The organism is Variovorax trehalosi, assembly GCF_051216415.1.
Taxonomy (GTDB): domain Bacteria; phylum Pseudomonadota; class Gammaproteobacteria; order Burkholderiales; family Burkholderiaceae_C; genus Variovorax.
This window is the reverse complement of sequence record NZ_JBPJZG010000013.1, coordinates 91977-111207: the sequence shown is the minus strand read 5'-3', so window position 1 is coordinate 111207 and position 19231 is coordinate 91977. Positions and strand designations below refer to the sequence as shown.

The 19231-nt window shown below is 59.5% G+C and carries 22 protein-coding genes and 1 pseudogene; 17 read left to right on the top strand and 6 right to left on the bottom strand.

What is annotated here, in order from left to right; all coding sequences use genetic code 11:
* Nucleotides 1–145: 145 nt before the first annotated feature.
* On the bottom strand, nucleotides 146–469 hold the full coding sequence (locus ACSFA7_RS32610; RefSeq protein ID WP_435503192.1) for a metalloregulator ArsR/SmtB family transcription factor: 324 nt from the start codon (nucleotides 467–469) through the stop codon (nucleotides 146–148).
* 93 nt (nucleotides 470–562) lie between these two features.
* Here ACSFA7_RS32610 and ACSFA7_RS32605 point away from each other — a divergent pair, with 93 nt between their 5' ends.
* On the top strand, nucleotides 563–949 hold the full coding sequence (locus tag ACSFA7_RS32605; protein WP_435503191.1) for a thiol-disulfide oxidoreductase DCC family protein: 387 nt from the start codon (nucleotides 563–565) through the stop codon (nucleotides 947–949).
* A gap of 30 nt (nucleotides 950–979) precedes the next feature.
* On the top strand, nucleotides 980–1699 hold the full coding sequence (gene ubiG / locus ACSFA7_RS32600; RefSeq protein WP_435503190.1) for a bifunctional 2-polyprenyl-6-hydroxyphenol methylase/3-demethylubiquinol 3-O-methyltransferase UbiG: 720 nt from the start codon (nucleotides 980–982) through the stop codon (nucleotides 1697–1699).
* A 187-nt stretch (nucleotides 1700–1886) separates the two neighbouring features.
* Here ubiG and ACSFA7_RS32595 read toward each other — a convergent pair whose 3' ends face one another.
* On the bottom strand, nucleotides 1887–2450 hold the full coding sequence (locus ACSFA7_RS32595) for a helix-turn-helix domain-containing protein (protein ID WP_435503195.1): 564 nt from the start codon (nucleotides 2448–2450) through the stop codon (nucleotides 1887–1889).
* Nucleotides 2451–2647: 197 nt separating this feature from the next.
* Here ACSFA7_RS32595 and ACSFA7_RS32590 point away from each other — a divergent pair, with 197 nt between their 5' ends.
* From ACSFA7_RS32590 to ACSFA7_RS32580, 3 genes and pseudogenes are all read left to right on the top strand, one after another.
* Nucleotides 2648–2890, top strand: coding sequence for a helix-turn-helix domain-containing protein (locus tag ACSFA7_RS32590; RefSeq protein ID WP_435503189.1), 243 nt, complete (start codon nucleotides 2648–2650; stop codon nucleotides 2888–2890).
* 404 nt (nucleotides 2891–3294) lie between these two features.
* Entirely contained in the window at nucleotides 3295–3735 is a 441-nt protein-coding gene (locus ACSFA7_RS32585) for a hypothetical protein (protein WP_435503188.1), read from the top strand.
* Between the two features lie 56 nt (nucleotides 3736–3791).
* Nucleotides 3792–4463 (top strand): annotated as a pseudogene (locus tag ACSFA7_RS32580) (IS630 family transposase); the annotation flags it as partial.
* A gap of 199 nt (nucleotides 4464–4662) precedes the next feature.
* Here ACSFA7_RS32580 and ACSFA7_RS32575 read toward each other — a convergent pair.
* Nucleotides 4663–5043, bottom strand: a complete 381-nt coding sequence (locus ACSFA7_RS32575; RefSeq protein WP_435503187.1) for a winged helix-turn-helix transcriptional regulator — start codon at nucleotides 5041–5043, stop codon at nucleotides 4663–4665.
* A 93-nt stretch (nucleotides 5044–5136) separates the two neighbouring features.
* Between ACSFA7_RS32575 and ACSFA7_RS32570 the strand changes: the two genes are divergently transcribed.
* The 4 genes from ACSFA7_RS32570 to ACSFA7_RS32555 all read left to right on the top strand — a co-directional run bounded on the left by ACSFA7_RS32570 (nucleotide 5137) and on the right by ACSFA7_RS32555 (nucleotide 7500).
* On the top strand, nucleotides 5137–5547 hold the full coding sequence (locus ACSFA7_RS32570; RefSeq protein WP_435503186.1) for a DoxX family protein: 411 nt from the start codon (nucleotides 5137–5139) through the stop codon (nucleotides 5545–5547).
* Nucleotides 5548–5686: 139 nt separating this feature from the next.
* Nucleotides 5687–6571 (top strand): haloalkane dehalogenase, encoded by an 885-nt coding sequence (locus ACSFA7_RS32565; RefSeq protein WP_435503185.1) that lies wholly within the window; start codon nucleotides 5687–5689, stop codon nucleotides 6569–6571.
* A 181-nt stretch (nucleotides 6572–6752) separates the two neighbouring features.
* Nucleotides 6753–7154 carry an SDR family NAD(P)-dependent oxidoreductase gene (locus ACSFA7_RS32560; protein WP_435503184.1) on the top strand — a complete coding sequence of 134 codons (402 nt, stop codon included), beginning with the start codon at nucleotides 6753–6755 and terminating at the stop codon, nucleotides 7152–7154.
* Nucleotides 7155–7185: 31 nt separating this feature from the next.
* A complete protein-coding gene (locus ACSFA7_RS32555; protein ID WP_435503183.1) occupies nucleotides 7186–7500 on the top strand; it encodes an SDR family oxidoreductase in 315 nt (104 codons plus the stop codon).
* Here ACSFA7_RS32555 and ACSFA7_RS32550 read toward each other — a convergent pair.
* Nucleotides 7384–8940 carry a patatin-like phospholipase family protein gene (locus ACSFA7_RS32550; RefSeq protein ID WP_435503182.1) on the bottom strand — a complete coding sequence of 519 codons (1557 nt, stop codon included), beginning with the start codon at nucleotides 8938–8940 and terminating at the stop codon, nucleotides 7384–7386. The two genes, ACSFA7_RS32555 and ACSFA7_RS32550, sit on opposite strands and share 117 nt — an antisense overlap.
* 559 nt (nucleotides 8941–9499) lie before the next feature.
* Between ACSFA7_RS32550 and ACSFA7_RS32545 the strand changes: the two genes are divergently transcribed.
* Nucleotides 9500–10387, top strand: a complete 888-nt coding sequence (locus tag ACSFA7_RS32545; protein WP_435503181.1) for a helix-turn-helix transcriptional regulator — start codon at nucleotides 9500–9502, stop codon at nucleotides 10385–10387.
* Nucleotides 10388–10689: 302 nt separating this feature from the next.
* Here ACSFA7_RS32545 and ACSFA7_RS32540 read toward each other — a convergent pair whose 3' ends face one another.
* Nucleotides 10690–11013 carry a hypothetical protein gene (locus ACSFA7_RS32540; RefSeq protein WP_435503180.1) on the bottom strand — a complete coding sequence of 108 codons (324 nt, stop codon included), beginning with the start codon at nucleotides 11011–11013 and terminating at the stop codon, nucleotides 10690–10692.
* 40 nt (nucleotides 11014–11053) lie between these two features.
* Nucleotides 11054–12204, bottom strand: a protein-coding gene (locus tag ACSFA7_RS32535) for an IS3 family transposase (RefSeq protein WP_435503179.1) whose coding sequence is annotated in 2 segments (ribosomal slippage) — nucleotides 11054–11958 and nucleotides 11958–12204 — 1152 coding nt in all. Because the reading frame shifts where the segments join, the coding sequence is not laid out codon by codon here.
* A 623-nt stretch (nucleotides 12205–12827) separates the two neighbouring features.
* Here ACSFA7_RS32535 and ACSFA7_RS32530 point away from each other — a divergent pair.
* From ACSFA7_RS32530 to ACSFA7_RS32500, 7 genes are all read left to right on the top strand, one after another.
* On the top strand, nucleotides 12828–13601 hold the full coding sequence (locus tag ACSFA7_RS32530) for an SDR family oxidoreductase (protein ID WP_435503178.1): 774 nt from the start codon (nucleotides 12828–12830) through the stop codon (nucleotides 13599–13601).
* Nucleotides 13602–13814: 213 nt separating this feature from the next.
* Nucleotides 13815–14633, top strand: a complete 819-nt coding sequence (locus ACSFA7_RS32525; RefSeq protein WP_435503177.1) for an SDR family oxidoreductase — start codon at nucleotides 13815–13817, stop codon at nucleotides 14631–14633.
* A 220-nt stretch (nucleotides 14634–14853) separates the two neighbouring features.
* The gene (locus ACSFA7_RS32520; protein WP_435503176.1) at nucleotides 14854–15612 is read left to right on the top strand and encodes a type 1 glutamine amidotransferase domain-containing protein; all 759 of its coding nucleotides are present in this window, start codon (nucleotides 14854–14856) and stop codon (nucleotides 15610–15612) included.
* Between the two features lie 90 nt (nucleotides 15613–15702).
* On the top strand, nucleotides 15703–17079 hold the full coding sequence (locus ACSFA7_RS32515; protein ID WP_435503175.1) for an aldehyde dehydrogenase family protein: 1377 nt from the start codon (nucleotides 15703–15705) through the stop codon (nucleotides 17077–17079).
* Between the two features lie 39 nt (nucleotides 17080–17118).
* Entirely contained in the window at nucleotides 17119–17646 is a 528-nt protein-coding gene (locus tag ACSFA7_RS32510; RefSeq protein ID WP_435503174.1) for a hypothetical protein, read from the top strand.
* 19 nt (nucleotides 17647–17665) lie between these two features.
* Nucleotides 17666–17935, top strand: coding sequence for a hypothetical protein (locus ACSFA7_RS32505; RefSeq protein WP_435503173.1), 270 nt, complete (start codon nucleotides 17666–17668; stop codon nucleotides 17933–17935).
* Between the two features lie 16 nt (nucleotides 17936–17951).
* Complete coding sequence (locus ACSFA7_RS32500) at nucleotides 17952–19139, top strand: low temperature requirement protein A (protein WP_435503194.1); 1188 nt, start codon at nucleotides 17952–17954, stop codon at nucleotides 19137–19139.
* The last annotated feature ends 92 nt before the right edge of the window (nucleotides 19140–19231 follow it).

The following is a 19231-nucleotide window of genomic DNA, read 5'->3' as shown; positions in this document are numbered from 1 at the left end:
GCCACGAGTCTATGGAAACAATTACCGGCGCGAAAAAATCGCTATCAAGCGTCTGTTTTGACATTTTTTGATTAGAAATCAGCCGCCTGCGGCTTGCTGAGACCTGCGGGGGACCACCGGCGCAAGCACAGGACGGCCGGATCGCTCAGGCCTTCGCGCCGGGTGAACGCTGGTTGGCCAGCGCCCGGCTTTCCTTCTTCAGCGCCTTGGACACAGGGCAGATCGCCTGCACGAAACCGGTCAGCGTGTTGGCCAGGCTTTCGCGCTGCAGGCTGTAGAACACGAACTGCCCCCGCTTCTCGGCCTTCACGAGCCCCGCGCCTTCCAGGATCTTCAAATGCTTGGACAGCGAGGGCTTGGACATCTCGAAGCGCGTGGCGATGTCGCCAGCCGAGAGCTCCGTCTCCGACAGGTACGCCAGGATCTTGCGCCGAGGCGTGGAGGCAAGCGCTTCGAAGACTTTTTCCATCCTTCGATTTTACGCTCCGTCTAGTTGATTCGCTAATTAGTTATTTAGGCATTTAGCTAAATGAATGGCACAATCGCCGCAACAGGAGCCGCCATGCAAGAACCCTCTGCCCCGAGCCCTCCCCGAGCGACTGTCTACTACAACAGCGCCTGCCCGGTCTGCGATGCGGGGGTCTGCGCCATGCGCGCCAGGCTGCCGGACGACGGAGTGGAATGGATTGACGTGCATGCCCGGCCGGAGATGCTGATACCCCTCGGCCTGCACCTCGAGGACGTGCGCGAACGCCTGCACCTGGTCGATGCCTCCGGCAGCCAGCGCATCGGCGCCGACGCCATCGCCGGTGTCCTGGCACTGTCGCCGAGATGGCGCTGGCTCGCCGGCCCCATGCAGTGGCCCGGACTGCATGCCATCGGCGCGTGGCTCTACAACACCTTCGCGCGACAGTTGTACCGCTGGAACCGCGCGCGCGGCCACTGGTAGACAACCGCAAACAACCTCAAGGAGAACCAGATGAGCTTCGTGAACTTCGATCCCACCGAGCTGGCCAAATTCCAGGCACTGGCCGACCGCTGGTGGGACCCGCGCTCGGAATTCAGGCCTTTGCACGAGATCAATCCGCTTCGCCTCGCATGGATCGACGGATTGAGCCCATTGGTTGGGCGAAAGGTGCTGGACGTGGGTTGCGGCGGCGGAATCCTTGCCGAGGCGATGGCACACAAGGGCGCCGACGTGCTGGGCATCGACCTCGCCGACAAGCCGCTGAAAGTTGCAGCACTCCATGCGCAGGGGAGCGGAGCGACGGTCGCCTACCAGGCGATCTCCGCCGAGGCGCTGGCCGATGACGGCGTAGCCCGATTCGACGTGGTGACCTGCATGGAGATGCTCGAGCACGTGCCCTCCCCCAATGCCGTGATCGAAGCCTGCGCGCGCATGGCCAAGCCGGACGGGTGGGTTTTCTTCTCCACCATCAACCGCACGCCGTGGGCCTGGCTCATCGCGATCTTCGGCGCAGAGCAGGTGCTGCGCATCCTGCCGTGCGGCACGCACGACTACCGCAAGCTCATCCGACCCGAAGAACTCAAGCAGGCGGCCGCACGGGCCGGGTTGGAACTGCGGGACCAGCGCGGGCTGGGCTACAACCCGCTCACCCGCAACTTCAGGCTTCACCGATCCCTGAGCGTGGGCTACCTGCTCGCCATGCAGAAAAAGACCGCCGGCAACCAGCAATAACAAAGCGTCGAGCAGCAACCAGCCGCGCATGAACGAGGCGGACGAGCCCCCGCCTGATCGCGTGTCGCGACGTCAACCTTGCGCTTCGGTAAGCGGTCCTGGTTCACCGGACGCCGTGCCCGAAGGAAGAAGGGGTATCAACACACCGATCAGCCGCTGCGCCTAAGCAGACCCGTCCCCACGCGCCTCACTCGCGCAACGTGAACACCACCGAGAGGTAGGACACCGGCCCACCTTGAATTCCTTCGATCCCATGCAGCGCAGTCGCCTCGAACAGCAGCGAATCCCCTGCCCTCACCTCGACTACCTTGCCCCCGTAACGATAGCTGACCTCCCCAGACAGGAAGTACAGGAACTTGAGGCCTGGATGCTGGAAGGTCACGTAGGGATCTGCACCGGTTAGCAACGTAACGAGGTAGGGCTCGACAAACAGGTTGCCGGACAACAGATGCCCCAGCAGCTCGTAGCGGTAGTTTGAAACCGCACCGACGCGATCGACGACAACGCCCTGCCCCGCGCGCACGTGGCAGAAGTCCGTGCGGCGCGCCTGATCGCCGAAGAAGCGCGACACCGGCACACCCAAACCATTCGCGAGGCGCTCCAAGGTCTCCACCGAAGGCGAGACCAGTCCGCGCTCGATGCGCGAGAGCATTGACGAGGAAATCCCCGACAGCTTCGCCAAAGCACCGGCAGACATGTCGGCCGCCATGCGGAGCGCCCTCACCTGCGCACCGATACGCGCCGCGGACAGGCTTCGTACGACAGGCGCGGGCTGCTGCCGCCGGACTCGCGCGATCGGCGCCGGCAGCTTCGGCGAGTGCCCTGTCGGAAACGGGGACGGCAACCGGACATTTCGCATGAGCTCAGACCCCTCGTAGAAGTAGCAGGCCCGTCGATTGTGACTCAAACACGGCTGACGTAAAAGCAGCTTTCTCGAAGACTTCCCCTGTGACTAGTTCTAGGAATTCTTCGAAGCAACCCGAAGCCTCGGCAAGGGAAGTGCTCGCGTTGAATTTGATCCGGCAGCGCGGATTGAGAGGATGGTCGCAAGAAGCTCTGGCTTTCGAGGCGGGACTGCACCGGACCTTCGTCGCTCACGTTGAACGTCAAGCTCGCAACATTTCACTCGACAATCTTGAGCGACTCGCATTGGCATTGAACCTCAGGCCGTATCAGCTTCTCGAAGAATAAATACCGCCTCTTTTGTGTGTCGGTCATCGAGATTCGCCCTACGTGAAGCGCGCATCAAGGCTCACGATGACCGCGAAGAATCTGCAAGCACCGCTCACCGGCACGAATAGGTGAAAAGGGGCGCCAAAGCGCCTCTGTGGTCGTACTCGACCACAGAGACCACGCCGTTCGTCCCCACCACGATGTCGTCACAATTCCCGAGCGAATGCGAACCCGCTCGCCAACTGTTCGCAGCACGGTAGCTCTGTAAGTCAGAGACAGCTAAGCAGCGATTGCCGACATCCCCCGACCTCAGGCGAATGGGTACCATCGGCCACGACCAGTCGTTCGGCCTTTTGCTAGTTGCTTTGAAGCTATGCCTATCTCTGGCTTGTTTGTCAGAGAGGCGTGAAGATTGAATCAACATGTCCCAACTCATGCGGATCCCGCTTCGGACGCGATTGAATGCGATTCCTTGGAGTGATTTCAAGACCTGCCTAGGCCCAGCCGACAAGATGGGGGAAAAACTGGAACGCCTTGCGAGTACAGACCCGATTACTGCAGTTGCTGCAAGCCGCGAACTCTGGTGCGATTTGGTTTCGGGTGGCATTGGCCCTTCGCCAGTAGCGGTTCTCGCGCTCCCGTTTGTTCTCGACGTCTTGCCTCAAGCCAGTGAAGAACTGACGATTGAACTCCTTGAACTTGTCTGGCGCTGCATTCACTTCGACCGACCAGATGAGACGGCAACTTTTCACGAACTGCGGCGCATGGTCATGGCGCAGCGCCCGCGACTGCTTGGGTACGCCACTGGCCCCAGCCAGGAAATAGCAGAGTGGGCGAAGGACATCCTCGCCGACATAGGCTAGTGTCCTGTCCAGTTAATTTGTAGGCACGACCTGCGTGGTTTCGGGCCTCCTTGAGGAGCCACCATGCCCAGTTCATCGAGAAGCTGCGCGACGTTGTGGGGCTGTACCTGAATCCCCCTGACAACGCGCTGGTGCTGTGCGTGGACGAGAAGAGCCAATGCCAGGCGTTGGAGCGCACACAGCCGATGCTGCCAATGGGGTTTGGCTACGTCGAAGGTGTCACGCGCGACTACGTGCGCTATGGCACTACCACCTTGTTCGCGGCCCTGAACGTGATGAACTGCCAAGTGATCGCGCAGTGCCAGCCCCGGCATCGTCATCAATATTTCCTTGCCTTCCTGCGCGCCATCGACAAGGCAGTTCCCAACGAACTGGATGTGCACTGCATTGCCGACAACTACGCCAACCACAAGCATCCGAAGGTGCGCGCGTGGTTGGCTGAGCGACCTCGCTGGCACATGCATTTCGTTCCGACCTATTCGAGTTGGCTCAACCAGGTCGAGCGCTTCTTCTCGATCATCACCACGCGGGCAATCCGCCGCGGCTCGTTCACCAGCGTGAAGGATCTGACCAACAAGATCGACACGTTCATCGCAAATTACAACCAGTCCTGCCAGCCGTCTACTCGGACACCTGCTGCGCAGCGTGTTCCTCAGCACAGCCCAAGCCCCGGCCCCCTGAGCCTCATCCAGCGTTGCCCCCGGGCACGCCGACAAAGAACGGGGTAAGAGAGCGTGTGCCCAAAAACAGCCGCGACTCCATCTAGTACTCACACTGGACGCAGGGCCGCGCCTAATGTCCACCACCAGGCTCGCTCAACGGCACATGGGCCTACTGGCAAATATCCGGGCTAGTTCGATCCCTCACCGGTAGGGGCGTTGTGACCATGTTGGGCCTGTGCGTAGGGGCGGAGGCACGGACAGTGGACTACCTGGCCGAGGGTTTGCGCCCGCGCGAGGCCGACTTTATTGGAAGGCTTCTTCCATATTCATTCCACCAGGCCATGAGCGCCTCCATCGTTGGCCCGAGCGCACGCGCCTTCGGTGTCATCTCATATTCGACGCGGGGAGGCACTTCCGCGAACACGGTGCGCGCCACCAGTCCATCCGTCTCCAACTCGCGCAACTGTGCCGTCAGCATGTGCTGAGTGATGCCAGGAATTGCCTTGCGCAGTTCACCGAAGCGATAGATCCGCTGGTTGAGCAGCCACATGATTTCCAGCTTCCATTTGCCTGAAAGAAGTGCAAATGCGCGGCGCATTTCCTCGTGCATGTTGGTCTCGGTCTCTTTGATAGTCTGCTTTTCCATACTAACCACCATTTTTTCATCCTACTTGTCAATGTTCATCTTAGACGACATCCTTACTGCATGTCGAACTCAAATGCTCACTAGCAAAACACCATGGCTACCACATACACCTACTGGATCAGCACCGCGCTGCTGTCGCTGCTCTACTTCGCATCTGCCTCCATGTACATCGCCAAGGGAGACTTTGTTCGAAAAGCGCAAGCGGACTTGGGCTATTCGGCCTCCTACCTCGTGCCCTTCATGATCCTGATCAAGGTACTAGGTCCTCTCGCGATCTTGTGGCGCTTCAACGTTGCTCTCAGCGATCTCGCCTATGCCGGCATCTTCTATCACCTGATCTTGGCCGGCTTGGCACACCTGGGTGTTCGTAAGTCCAAGGCCGCAATCCCAGCGGCCGTGGGACTCGTTCTGCTGGTTGCCTCCTTTGCGACACAAAACGCTGCTCGCGAACTCCCGTCGCCCTATGCACCCTCCTCGGCGGTGATCAAAGCATCTCTTAACTGACGGAGATGCATATGAATCAACCGGATGAAAAAGTAGCGATCGTTATCGGCTACAGCCTCACATCCGACGGCGGAATGGTCATCGACGCCGCGCGCTGACCCCGTATAGACATCACCCACCAATTGATCGAATAAAACGCGTGACAACGCCATATCAAACTCGATCCTCTGAGCAGCCTTTCGCAGCGAAGAAGTACCTCAACATTCACGGGCACAAGATCGCCTATATCGATGAGGGTGAAGGCCCGCCAATCATCTTCCAGCACGGCAACCCGACGTCTTCCTACCTTTGGCGCAACGTCATGCCGCAACTCAAGGGGCTGGGACGGTTGATTGCCGCTGATTTCATGGGGATGGGCGATTCCGAGAAACTCGACCCAGCACTCGGTGCATCACGCTACGGTTTCGACGAGCAGCGCAGGTATCTGCATGGCCTGTGGGACGCACTGGATCTCGGCGACGAGGTGATCCTCGTTCTGCACGACACCGGCTCGATGTTCGGCTTCGATTGGGCGAACCAGCATCGTGACCGCGTGCAGGGCATCGCTTACATGGAATCGATCGTCGCCCCGCTGCTGGTGTCTGACTTCCCTGACTATGTTCAGCAGCAACTCAAGCACATGACCCCCGAAGGGATGGAAGCCAGTCTGCAGGGACTAGATTTTCTCGAGGGCTTCCTGCTGGGATCACGCGACTTCTCCGAAGCGGAAAAGGCGCACTACCGTGCACCCTTCCTCAATCCCGGCGAGGATCGCCGTCCCATGATCTCGTTCGATCTGCCACTTGAAGGTCGGCCCGAACACACGGTGAAGATCGCCGAGGACTACTCGCACTGGCTTGGCCAGAGCGACGTTCCAAAGCTGCTCATCCGCGCCGAGCCCGGCTATCTCCTGACCAACCGCCTGTACGACATTGCGAAGGCTTGGCCCAACCAGACCGAGGTGACGATTCAGGGCGGCCACTATATCCAGGAGACCACACCGGACGACGTGGGCGCCGCGATCGTACGCCAGTTGCGCGGCTAGGCCGTTGCCTCGCTTCGCTTGAATTTGCATCAGAGAAAGAGAAGCCGCCTGCCCCGCGCGCCATGAGCTACAGCCCAGGCGGCGTCGCTCCCGGTTGGCCGCGGTCATCTCGAACAGTTCGCTGCGCGCCAACGAGGCTGCGCAAAGACTGGTTATCAAAATACACGAACGGAGTTCACGAATGAATCGTCTTGAAGGCAAAGTTGCCATCGTCACGGGTGCGGGCCGCGGTATCGGCCGGGCTACCGCCAAACTTTTTGCGGCGGAGGGTGCGAGCGTCGCCGTTGTTTCGATCACTCCCTCCAACGTCCAGGCGGTCGTAGACGACATTGGGGCGTCGGGCGGCAAAGCCCTTGCCGTGCCGTGTGACGTCAGCGACGCCAAGCAGATCGAAGCCGCCGTGGACAAGGTGGTCGATACCTATGGTGGTGTCGACATTCTGGTGAACGTCGCGTTCGATCCATTGGTCGTTCAGTCTTCGATCGTCGAGCTTTCCGCCGAGCAGTTGCAGCGCAACCTCGACATGGGTCCGATCGCCTATCTCCGGACCATGCAGGCTTGCTACCCGTTCCTGAACGGCTAGCGGCGCGGGGCGAGTTATCAACTTCGCATCCTTGGCTGGAATTGCTGGGCTCGAGCCATACGGCCCTTACAACATGGCCAAGGAGGCGGTCCGTGCATTGACCAGAACGGCCGCGCGTGAGTGGGGAGCGGACAACATCACGGTCAACAATGTCTTGCCTGTCGCGGACACCTGGGGCGCAGCGGCCAGCAGTGCGCCAGCTCCCAGCAATGCGCTCGCTCGCTACGGTTCACCGGAGCACGACATCGCGCCCGTTGTCCTGTTCCTTGCCAGCAAGGATGCGCAGTTTCTGACGGGATATAGCCTGACCCCCGACGGCGGCCAGATAATTGACAGTGCACGCTAGTCGGTCGACTGCTGCTCGCCTTATGCGCGGAACGGTATGGGACTTGGTACAGGCCGAGAAGGAAGCGGTTTGCTGCGAAGCAAAACGACCGGATCTGACATGATCGATCTCAACGACGTGTACTACTTCGCGCAAGTGATTGAGCATGGAGGAATCTCTGCCGCTGCACGTGCGCCCCCACTGCCGCGCAATATCTGCGAGAAATTCCTGTGTTTCGTGCGTAGCACGCGAGCCTGCACCGAAGCGCAGCGCATCGAACACTTCCAGACTGCTGGGCAGTTCATCGCGTTCATCGACCCGCTCATTCGGATCGCGCTCGGCGTTGACCGTAATGAGCACCAACCGTCGCACGCGGCCGGGCTCGAGGCGCACTTCGCGAAAGCCTTCGCCGACGCCGCGTCCCGCCAGCGAACGATCGAGCAGCCGCCGAACGCCGAGGTTGTCCGCGACGCTGCCGTCCACTAAGTGCACATAGGGCCGTGCAGCACCGTCAAGGTAGCTGCGCTGCTGCAATTCGTAGAGCCGCGCGCGATAGCCGGTGCCTTGCGCGAACGGGATGCGCTGAGCAATTCCGTTTCGACGGCACTCCTGCGAATGATTGCGCAGCGTCATGGGACTGAGCAGAACGGGCACCGAGGAGGAAGCCGCGACCGCGAACGACAACGGGACACTCCTCAAGTCAGAGCAAAGAAGCTCGAACTGCTCTGCCGTGAACTCAAAGCCTGCCCCCTGCGCCATATCGGTGGCGCTGATCAGCAACTGCGGGTGACGGTGACGTCGCATCACGTCGCCGAAGGTTCGCCCTTGCAGTAGTTCGTCAAGACGCTGCGCCAGCAGATGACTTCGGCCGAACCACGGAGAGGTAAGCCGATAGAGATTGGTTGGCCTGAGTGCCTGCAGGATCAGGCTATTTTGGAAGTTGCGATAGAGAAAGTCGTGTTCGAAGTCGCGCAGACCTTCCGCTCCGAAAGCGGCAAAGTAAGCGGCGGTGATGCTGCCGCCGGATACTCCTCCGATCACGTCCACCGCATCGAGAAGATCCGTGCGTTGCCCATTCCACTCGAAGTTCGTGTCCTGCAACTCGCGCAACACGCCATAGCCAAACGCGGCCGCCCGTGCGCCACCGCCAGACAACGTGACCGCAACAAGAAGGCTCGGATCGCGTGCGGCCGACTGACGGGCCTGATCGGCCTCGTCTATCACGTCGGTGCGTGAGGCCAGCACCTGATTGACCCACGGCCTGTGACTGTCGCCACCCACGAGCCAAGCGGCCACAGCGAGCCCCCCCCCACCAACAATATTCCCCAAAGGCCGTGCTTCTTCATGCGCGGTCAATACAAAGAGTCTTCTCACGCATCGATAACAAAGATTGATGGAGATGGTTGCGGCCATACAGGTCGCCCCGATTGCCGCAAACCGGCCCTCGTGAATCTTGCTCATGGCGCCCACTAGTCGCGCGGAGATCGGGAAAATCACCGCCTAGGCAATCACGCTTCGAACCTTCCGCGCAAGGATCTGATCGCAGTCTTGTCCCAATTGAGCTGCGCTGGATGTCCGCGTCTGGAAATGCGAATCGACCATGGCAACGACCTTTCGTCGGCCGGAAGAGCTCCAGGCACCTGCGCAATAGGATGCACAGGAGGCTCATGGCCAACCAGGTGTGCTTAGATCCTGAGCTCGACTTCGGCACTTTTCCCATGAGTGTTTCCGCTCGAAAGATTCGCGGCCGCGTCCAATGCGGTGAAGATGTCTCGCGAAAGAAGCTTCATGAATTCATAGGTTCTCAATCTATGCCGAGCGGGTGCGTAATGCCCTGACCATCATTGGGTGCGCCACAAACTCCCAACATCGGTGCCGCTTTGAAATGCAAGGGTCGGATCACCGCCATTTTGAGGCGTGCCTTGCCATCTTGCCAAAACTCTACCGGCAGGTCACGATCTTGGCTTTCAAATAAGTCCAACGACTTTTACATTTTTTTTGATTTTTGGAAGGTGTCATCATGGCCGATCACCCATTCGTATGGGACGGTTTTCGAGCGCAGTCTGGTCGCGTTGTCGTCGAACGGAGACTTCTGAAGACGGAGGGCCTAGAGCTCACGGTCGCGTCGGAAGATGTACGGACACCAACCGATTGGTGTTTCGAAGAGTCGCACCACACCCTAGTGGTTCATCTGGCCGGGCATCTGAACCGAATGGAGTCCGTGTTTTCCACAGGACCCTCTTCAGATGCGCTTCCGTCGATCGGCGACATCTGGATCATCCCCGCGGGATGCCGATATGCGGCGCTGGCGCAAGGAGATCAGGCACACTTTGCCGAGTTTCGAGTGCCCACAACGTCGCTGGAAGCCGGAAAAGTCGCTGCACGGGTAGGTCATCGTGACCCTTTTCTGTATCACGCCAGCGTCAAGGCGGCGACGCTCGCTGCAAGAGACGACGATCTGGCTGGCATGGCGCTGAAATCCCTGCTGGAAACGCTGCGCTTTCACATCGCGGACACGTACCTGCTGCGGCCTTCTTCAGATCCGGGGTCAACATCTGGCGATCGCAGGCGATTTTCCCGTCGACAGCAGAAATTGTTGAATGACTGCATCCAAGCGATGAAGCATGGCTCGATCACCGTCGCCGATTTGGCGGCGGCGGCCCAGGTTTCGGCATCGCAACTCTTGGAAGGGTTCAAGGCCAGTTTTGGCACCACGCCCTGGCAGTACATTCTGAGAGTCCGCTTGGCCGATGCTCGGAAGATGTTGGACAGCACAAGCATGAACGTCACCGCTATTGCAGCCTCGACAGGATTCTCAAGTCCCAGTCACTTCGCAACCGCGTTCAGCAAGCATTTTGGAATGAGTCCAACGGCCTACCGCATCGAGCGTCGGCATCACAGCTCATAGGTTACGGCCTCTTTTTCGTCCCATGGACAATCCCAACCTCCGGGGAACGCCGCATCGCAAAATGGCTCACACAAGAACGATCAAGCGCTAGAGAGGACAAACGCACCGCGGTGTCAATCAGAACTGCCTGATTCGAAATTCTTGTCTGGTTCCGATCTGCGCAGGCTTGTCTTTCTGTCCCATGCGATTGACCGGTTCGCCCCGATGACCCAGGCGAACTCCGGCCAGCCGCTTGCACCTCTTTAAGCACCGAGGACAAATTTACGCGCCTCGTGAAGGGTGCTCCAAGGGAACTCAGGACCTCAACCCCCGGCAGCCTTGGGAGAAAGATAGCCGATTTGCGGGCGCACGCTGTCGTCCGTGTAGCAGTCGCCTGTCGGCGCGTAGCGAATGACCTTCCCGCCCTGGATGTAGAACAGGTTGTTGCAGACAAGGCGATTCTCAGAACAAGTGGTGAAGGCGCTGTGACTCAGGTACTTGCTGTCGCCGCGACGGGCACCAATGCGAGTAAAGCACTGCTCCACTTCCTTACTGTTGACGTAGTTGCGCGTCTCGATGCCGCTTTCTGTTTGGGCGCGATACATCGGAATGGTGAGAAACAACGGATGGGTATCGAGTGCCTCCACCGGGGCACCTGTCCAGGCATCCTGAATCGCCCCGGCTTCCCTAGACACTTTTGAGCCGTTGGAAATGGCGTCGCTCGAACTCTACGGGCGACAAGTCGCCAGCGGTGTTGTGGCGACGCCTGGGGTTATAGAACATCTCGATGTAGTTGAAGACATCGGCCCTGGCCTCATCGCGCGTCGAATAGATCTGTCGGCGAATGCGCTCTCGCTTGAGCAATTGGAAGAAGCTCTCTGCGACTGCGTTGTCATGGCAGTTGCCGCGCCGGCTCATGCTGCTCACCAGGTTGTGATCGCGCAGGAAGCCTTGCCAGTCATGGCTGGTGAACTGGCTGCCTTGGTCGGAATGCACGGTAACCGTCACTTTGGGTTGGCGCCGCCACAAAGCCATCAACAAAGCATTGAGGGCCAATTCGGTATCGATGCGGTGCCCCATGGACCAGCCGATGACATGGCGCGAGAACAAGTCGATCACCACGCTCAGATACAGCCAGCCCTCGTGGGTACGGATGTAGGTGATGTCCGTGACCCAGGACTGGTTGGGCTCGCTGACGATGAAGCGTCGCTGCAGGTGATTGGGGGCGACTACGGCAGGCTTGCCACCACGACTCCCAGGCCGTCGGCGGTAGCCCGTCTGGGAGCGCAGCCCCTCGAGCTTGAGCAGACGAGCCACGCGATGCTTGCCGCATGTCTCGCCCAGATCGCGCATGTCCATGGTCAGCTTGCGGTAGCCATAGACGCCGCCACTCTCCAGCCAGGCGTGCTTGAGAAGGCCCAGCAGACGTTGATCGTCCTTGCCACGAAAACTCATCGGCTCGACCTTCCAGGCGTAGTAGCCGCTGGGGTGAACGGCCATGACCTTGCACAGCCTGCGAACGCTGTGCTCGCCCTCATGGCGCTCGATGAATGCGTACTTCACCCGGACTGCTTGGCAAAGTACGCTGCGGCCTTTTTTAGGATGTCGCGCTCCTCGGTCACACGCTTGAGCTCGGCCTTCAGCCGCCGCAGTTCGTCTGTCTGCGACACCTGCGCCTGCCGATCACCGGCGGGCACGCGCTGGGCCTTGATCCATTGATAAAGACTGTGCTGACTCACGCCCAGCCGGGCCGACACATCGGCCACCTTGTGGCCGCGCTCGGTGATCTGCTTGACCGCTTCGGCCTTGAATTCTTCGGGATATCTCTGCTTACTCATGGCACCTCCTATTGGGCCTCAGGTTTGAGGCTCAGAGGTGTCTAGAACATCCGGGGCGATTCATCCAGATCCTGCTGACGAACCGTCGCGCATCCGGCGAGAGTGCCAGCGGCGATCGCAGCGCAAGTGAGATATCGAAAAATAGGCATGATTGTTTTTTTCCTTTGACGAACAATTATTCCTCAGTCAGACGAAGAGCATCAAGCGCCGAGATCGCACGTCTCCACTTTCCAAGCATGTGGAGGACTTCCTAGAGACTACTTTGATCGTACTCATTGATGGCGCAATGGCAGACCAATCGTTGGCCCCTAGACAAGAAATCCGAGGCGAGTCCCACATCTCCAAGCGCGGGGCCGGCGTGGGTCTCTCGACCGCCGAGCGCACATACGTCGCCGGCAAATGATGTTTCAAAGCCGCAACAACGACGAGATGAAACGATGGCTCAGGGACGCTTGAATGATCGAGATCGATGCAATCCCTGGAGACTTTGCCACATGGCCTAAGCGCCCCCCAATACCGAAGATTAGACAAATTTTCTGGATTATCCATCCAGACTCCAATGGTCAATCTCCCGAGGAAAACAGCCTAAGCTAATCCTTCATTCGTTCAATGGAGATTTACTTATGGCAGTCCATTCCATCAAAGGCAAGATCGTTCTCGTCGCAGGCGGCGCCAAGAACCTAGGCGGACTGATCGCTCGCGATCTTGCCGAACAAGGCGCGAAGGCTGTTGCGATCCACTACAACAGCGCAGCGTCCAAGGCCGATGCCGATGCGACAGTTGCGGCGATCGAGGCCCTTGGCGCGAAGGCAATTGCGCTCCAGGGAGATCTGACCACAGCGAGTGCCGTCGAAAAGCTGTTCGCCGACACGATCGCCGCTGTCGGGAAGCCCGACATTGCCATCAACACAGTGGGGAAAGTGCTCAAAAAGTCGATGGCTGAGATCAGTGAACCCGAGTACGACGAGATGACGGCGGTCAACTCCAAGACGGCGTTCTTCTTTCTCAAGGAAGCAGGCAAGAGCCTGAACGACAACGGCAAGATCTGCACTGTCGTCACATCGCTCCTGGGCGCATTCACGCCGTTCTATGCCGCCTACGCAGGCACCAAGGCGCCCGTGGAACACTACACCCGCGCGGCCTCCAAGGAACTGGGAGCACGCGGCATTTCAGTGACAGCGGTCGGCCCCGGTCCGATGGACACGCCGTTCTTCTATCCGGCCGAAGGCGCTGACGCGGTGGCGTATCACAAGACCGCCGCGGCGCTTTCCCCGTTCAGCAAGACCGGTTTGACTGACATCGAGGATGTGGTTCCCTTCATCCGTCATCTGGTCAGCGATGGCTGGTGGATCACCGGACAAACGATCCTGATCAACGGCGGATACACCACCAAGTAGACGTCTGAGTGACCTGCTGGTTTTCCGTCTGCTCAAGAGCCGACCGGAACCCCGCGACGCAAATTCGGTCAGGATATGCGCCCCAAGGGAACAACCGCTCCATAGAGACTTTTCGCTTCCACCAAAAGCTAGGCGCGTTGATATCGCGGTGATCCTTCGACGGCAACGAGGCAGATCGACATTCTTCTTTTATCAACAGGGAGTTAACAAAAAATGGTCGCTATCGCACACCAGGAAGTTCGCAAGGAATTTCCCTCGGCAACAAGCACAGGCGCCCGACGCTTCGTCGGCAAGACCGCTATCGTCGTCGGCGCCTCAGCGAACGTGGGAAAGGCGCTGGCAGAACTGCTGGCGCAGGAAGGAGCCGATCTAGTGATTCACTACAATTCGGCGGCCAAGCAGGAGCAGGCAGAAGAAACCGCCGCCGTTGTGCGTGGGCATGGACGGGAAGCGCTTATTTTCCAGGCTGACCTCACCAAGCAGGCGCAGGCCACAGCGCTGTTTGATGCCGCTCTGACAAGATTCGGCAAGGTAGACATCCTCATCAACACGGCGGGGAAAATCATCCGAAAGCCACTCGCCGAGTTTGAAGAGGCAGAGTTCGATGACCTTTTCAATGTCAATGCCAAGGCCGCGTTTTTTCTACTCAAGGAAGCGTCCAAGAAGATCGCCGACGAGGGTCGAATTCTGAGCTTCGTCACCACAATGGTGGCCGCCTTTGCACCCACGTATGCAGGCTATGCTGGCAGTAAGGCTCCCCTCGAACATTTCAGTAAGGCGCTCGCCAAAGAACTCGGGGGACGCGCTGTTACGGTCAACTGCATCGCCCCTGGCCCATTGGACACATCGTTCTTCTATCCCGCCGAATCCGATGAGAACATTGCTTGGCTCAGATCAATGTCGATAGACGGCGGCCTCGGCAATATCGCCGACATCACAGGACTTGCGTTGTTTCTTGTCTCGCCCGAAGCGCGTTGGATGACTGGCACCACCAGTTTCATCAACGGAGGCATTATTTCGCCGATCAACTGATGTAGAAGCGAGGACAACCGAGTTATTTTCCGCCGGTGGTGAGCAAAGGCTCCCGTTTGGTCACTTATCGCCATGGCGGTGAAGCAACTTGGCCTGCGCGCACGGGGGCAGTGAGAACCTAAAAATTTCTCTAGGAGTTGGTGCGGTTCGATCATCTCGCTGATCAAACCGCACCAGCCGGCCCGCATCACACCGAAACTTTTATCAGGACACAAAAACCATGGCATTGTCGGATCTCAAAATGGAAACCCGCATTGGCGTGAGGTACCGGACCAAGCGCATTCTCTCAGTCGTCTCCAACACCACCCAACTCAAAGGCTTTCCCGTCGGGTTCTTTGCCGAAGAAATGACGCGTGCGTTCCTGATGTTCACGGAGGCCGGGCATCAGGTGGATCTCGCGTCCCCCAAGGGAGGCGAGGTGATGTTCGATACACACAGCGACCCGCGCACGCCGGGGGGCGCCTACGCCGCCGACCTCATCAGCCTGGGCTTCGTCCACCATCCGAAGTTCGGCGCAATGTTGAAAAACACCCTCCCCATCAGCGCGATTTCGCTGGATGACTATGACGCAGTCTGGGTCGCCGGTGGCGGAGGCCCGCTGCTGACGTTCAAGGATGATTCGGCACTGCACAGGCTGATCGCGGGCTTCTATGAAAACGGCAAGATCGTCGCGTTGATCTGCCATGGTTCCTCTTTGCTGCTCTGGACCCGCCTGTCAGATGGAAAACTCCTGGCCGACGGGAAGCACTGGACTGGATTCACCGACGAAGAGGAAGACGAAGTGAACGCGACCTTCGGCATGACGCTGAACGAGTACACCATCCAAAGCGAAGCGGCTCATATGGAAGGCACCCGATTCCTATGCCGCCCCGCCAATGAGCCGTTCGCCGTGCGGGACGGACGCCTGATCACAGGGCAACAGCAATACAGCAGCGGCATCACGGCCAGTCTTGTTCTTGAGGCGTTGGACGAACTCTAGACCCTGGGCCGGGCCTAGATCGAGGCATCAAATTGCCTCTTCGGCTGCGGACTTTCGTGCGTCCGCTTCATTCTTGTAGGAGTCGTCGTCATGAGCAACCGCTTTCAATCGATCCTGGACGTCCAACAATCGCACTTTCGTAGCGACATCACCAAATCCTATGAGTGGCGTATCGATCAACTCGATCGCCTGGAGCGGATGCTGCGTGAACGCCAGGAGGAATTTTGTGCCGCCCTCTACCAGGACTTCGGCAAGCCGTCCTTCGAGCAACTCTTCGAGATCACGGTGCCGCTTGGCAACATCAGGTACTACCGGGAGAACCTCAATGAGCTGATGACCCCCCAGCCGGTCGCAATCCCAAGCGGGCTGGAAGCGACCGGCAACCGCGGGCTGATACTGAAGGAGCCCTACGGCGTCACGCTGGTCATCGGCCCCTTCAACGCACCTATCCTGCTGCTACTCGACCCGGCCATCGCCGCTTTGGCCGCAGGAAACACGGTGGTGCTCAAGCCAGCCAACACGACACCGGCCACAGCAGCCTTGTTCCAGAAATTCGTACCGGAGTACTTCGAGCCCGAGAACGTGTCGATCGTCACAGGCGGTCGCGAGGAGATCGCCGATCTGCTTGCACTGCCCTTCGACTTCATTTTCTTCACCGGCAGTTCGGCGGTCGGCAAGATCGTCATGCACGCAGCAGCCGAGAACCTGACGCCGGTCATTCTGGAACTCGGCGGACAGAACCCGACCATCGTCGACCAAACCGCCAACCTCGACATTGCGGCCGACCGTATCGCCTGGGGCCACAACGCCATCTCCGGCCAGTGGTGCATAGCACCGGGCTACGTCTATGTCCATGAAAGCGTCGCCGATGCCTTCATCGTCAAACTCAAGGCTTCCATCGTCAAGATGTATGGTGTCGATCCACAGCAGAGCCTCGACTTCGCCCGCATGATCAGTGAGAAAGACGCGCAACGCGTCGCGTCGTACATCCTGCCCGACAAGGTGGTGCACGGCGGGCGATTCGACATCGCGGCGCGCTACGTCGAGCCGACGATCCTCTATCCGTCGAGCTGGGACGATCCGGCATTGCAGCAAGAGGTCTTCGGTCCAGTGCTGCCGGTGCTGCCGTATTCCGACCTGAAAGACATCGTCGCACTCATGAAGCGCAAGCCGAAATCGCTTGCCGCCTATATTTTCAGCAAGGACCAGGCAAGCATCGACTACGTGCTGGGCAGCCTCTCTTTCGGCGGCGGCTGCGTCAACCAGACGAATCTGCATTGCTGGATCGACAGCCTGCCGTTCGGCGGCGTTGGCTACAGCGGCATGGGTAAGTACTACGGAAAAGCTGGCTTTGACGCGCTCAGCAACACCAAGGCCATGCTGCTTGGCAACCCTGACTTGGAACTCGACGTCTTTCCGCCCTATGCTGGCAAAGACATTGCGAAGAACCTCCGTGTATTCGCATAGCGCCAACGCGTTTGCATTGCAACTACCTCTGGAGAAGACATGCACGATCCAGTTCGCCGTAGGGCACTTCTGATTACGGTCGTGGCCGTCACCGTTCCTCTGAGCGCCTGCGCGCAGAAACCGACTGTGCCACCGCCAGCGCCGGGCATGAGTGCATCCGTCACCTATCTGCATCTGTTGGCGAAGACACCGTTCTTCACAGCGCTGTCGCACGAGCAGTTGCAATGGGTGATTGATCATTCACGCGAATGGTCCGTCATTCCCGATACCGAGATCGCCGGCCACGCGCGCGGAGTCGACAGCTTCTGGGTGCTGCTCGATGGCGGCTGGCAGATCGAGTACGCGGGCCAAAGCCTCAAGGCGGGCCACGCCGATCCAGCCAAGTGGTATGGCGGCCGTGACATGCAGGCGCTGAACGTCGACAACACGCGCCTTGTGACCACCGCGAAGAGCTATGTCATTCAGATTCAGCAAACAGATCTGGACGAGATGATTCGGCAGGGATTCGCATTCGGTCCGCACCTGCAGGATGGAATGGCTTTTTATCGTTCGTTACGCAAACAGTGAAAGATAAGGGAGATTCGACATGCATGTGCTGATGGTCATGGCGGGCGGCTTGGTCCTCCTGGGTGTTTTTGTACTGTTCGGCTGGCTCTGGGGTGCGAGCGCCGCAGGCATGGCGCTGGCGGCCAAGGCCTTCGTGCCGGCGTGGCTGCTGGCCGCCGCCGTCAACATGTGGGTGGGCGTCGCCCACGCGGGCTACAGCGCGCGCGAGGAGTTCCCGATCCTGCTGCTGGTCTTCGCCGTGCCCGCCGTTGTGGCGGGCATCGCCGTCTGGCGCTTTTCGCACTCGTGAAACTCAGGCAATGACCATGTCGCACAAGCCGGCGCCAGGCCATCATCCCCTGCTGCGCCATCGCGATGGCCACCACGCGCGCGTGACCTATGAAGAACTTTTCTTCGACCTGGTCTATGTATTTGCGGTGACCCAGCTCAGCCATGAACTGCTGCACAACCTCACGGCCTTCGGCGTGGTCGAGACGTTGATCCTGTGGTTCGCCGTATGGCTGGGTTGGCAGTACACCTGCTGGGTCACCAACTGGTTCGACCCCGAGACACCGCGCATCCGGGGCCTCATGTTCGCAACCATGCTGCTCGGGCTAGTCATGGCAGCCAGCATTCCGAAGGCCTTCTCCGATCGGGCGCCGATCTTCGCGGGCGCCTATGCCGCGATGCAGGTCGGGCGAACCGCCTTCATCGCACTGCAATTGCCTAGTGGCCATCCGCTGGCGCCCAACTACCGTCGCATGCTCGGCTGGGTATCGATCTCCGCGATCTTCTGGATCGCCGGTGCGCTGACGCAGCACGAACTGCGTGCCTTGCTGTGGCTGACCGCCATTCTTTGCGAGTATGTCTCGCCGATGTTCGGTTTTGCCTTCCCCGGAATGGGGCGCTCCCGCACGCAGGAATGGACCATCGAAGGCGCTCATCTGGCCGAACGCTGCCAGTTGTTCGTGATCGTCGCGCTGGGTGAAACGGTTTTGGCCAGCGGCGCCACGCTTGCCGATGCCGCAAGCTGGGACATGTCCGTCGTGCTGGCGCTGCTGGCCACCTTCGTCGGTACATTGGCCATGTGGTGGCTCTACTTCGGCACCTCGAGCAAGGATGCAACGGCGGCCATCACACACTCAGAGGACCCGGGCCGGATTGGCGCGTATTTTCATTACGTTCATGCCATTCTGATTGCGGGGGTTATCGCATCTGCAGTCGGCAACGATCTGGTGTTGGCGCATCCGCATGCGCGTCCGGGCGCGGCCCAGATTGCCGTCCTGCTCGCCGGGCCAGCGATCTATCTGCTGGGCAGCGCCATCTACAAGCGGGTCGTTTATGGCAAGGTACCGGCGTCGCACCTCGCGGGCGTTCTGATGCTGGCGGCCCTGTTGCCGGTGGCCCTTGTCGGGGATATGTTGGTCATGGGCTGGCTGACCACCGTGGTCGTGCTGGTGGTGAGCTTTTGGGAGGCGCGCTTGTTGCACAGCCGCAGCAAGAAAAGCTCATGAATGCCGAAGCCGAAGCCGACGCCAGGCCGGTGCACGTGCGCACGGCGACCAGTGCGCGAGGCCAAGTGTTCAATGCGGCCGATGTTGTGCGC

Coding starts and splice junctions, on each gene's coding strand:
- ACSFA7_RS32610 (WP_435503192.1), bottom strand. CDS start 469: ATGGAAAAAGTCTTCGAAGCGCTTGCCTCCACGCCTCGGCGCAAGATC.
- ACSFA7_RS32605 (WP_435503191.1), top strand. CDS start 563: ATGCAAGAACCCTCTGCCCCGAGCCCTCCCCGAGCGACTGTCTACTAC.
- ubiG (WP_435503190.1), top strand. CDS start 980: ATGAGCTTCGTGAACTTCGATCCCACCGAGCTGGCCAAATTCCAGGCA.
- ACSFA7_RS32585 (WP_435503188.1), top strand. CDS start 3,295: ATGTCCCAACTCATGCGGATCCCGCTTCGGACGCGATTGAATGCGATT.
- ACSFA7_RS32575 (WP_435503187.1), bottom strand. CDS start 5,043: ATGGAAAAGCAGACTATCAAAGAGACCGAGACCAACATGCACGAGGAA.
- ACSFA7_RS32570 (WP_435503186.1), top strand. CDS start 5,137: ATGGCTACCACATACACCTACTGGATCAGCACCGCGCTGCTGTCGCTG.
- ACSFA7_RS32560 (WP_435503184.1), top strand. CDS start 6,753: ATGAATCGTCTTGAAGGCAAAGTTGCCATCGTCACGGGTGCGGGCCGC.
- ACSFA7_RS32550 (WP_435503182.1), bottom strand. CDS start 8,940: ATGAGCAAGATTCACGAGGGCCGGTTTGCGGCAATCGGGGCGACCTGT.
- ACSFA7_RS32545 (WP_435503181.1), top strand. CDS start 9,500: ATGGCCGATCACCCATTCGTATGGGACGGTTTTCGAGCGCAGTCTGGT.
- ACSFA7_RS32530 (WP_435503178.1), top strand. CDS start 12,828: ATGGCAGTCCATTCCATCAAAGGCAAGATCGTTCTCGTCGCAGGCGGC.
- ACSFA7_RS32525 (WP_435503177.1), top strand. CDS start 13,815: ATGGTCGCTATCGCACACCAGGAAGTTCGCAAGGAATTTCCCTCGGCA.
- ACSFA7_RS32520 (WP_435503176.1), top strand. CDS start 14,854: ATGGCATTGTCGGATCTCAAAATGGAAACCCGCATTGGCGTGAGGTAC.
- ACSFA7_RS32515 (WP_435503175.1), top strand. CDS start 15,703: ATGAGCAACCGCTTTCAATCGATCCTGGACGTCCAACAATCGCACTTT.
- ACSFA7_RS32510 (WP_435503174.1), top strand. CDS start 17,119: ATGCACGATCCAGTTCGCCGTAGGGCACTTCTGATTACGGTCGTGGCC.
- ACSFA7_RS32505 (WP_435503173.1), top strand. CDS start 17,666: ATGCATGTGCTGATGGTCATGGCGGGCGGCTTGGTCCTCCTGGGTGTT.
- ACSFA7_RS32500 (WP_435503194.1), top strand. CDS start 17,952: ATGTCGCACAAGCCGGCGCCAGGCCATCATCCCCTGCTGCGCCATCGC.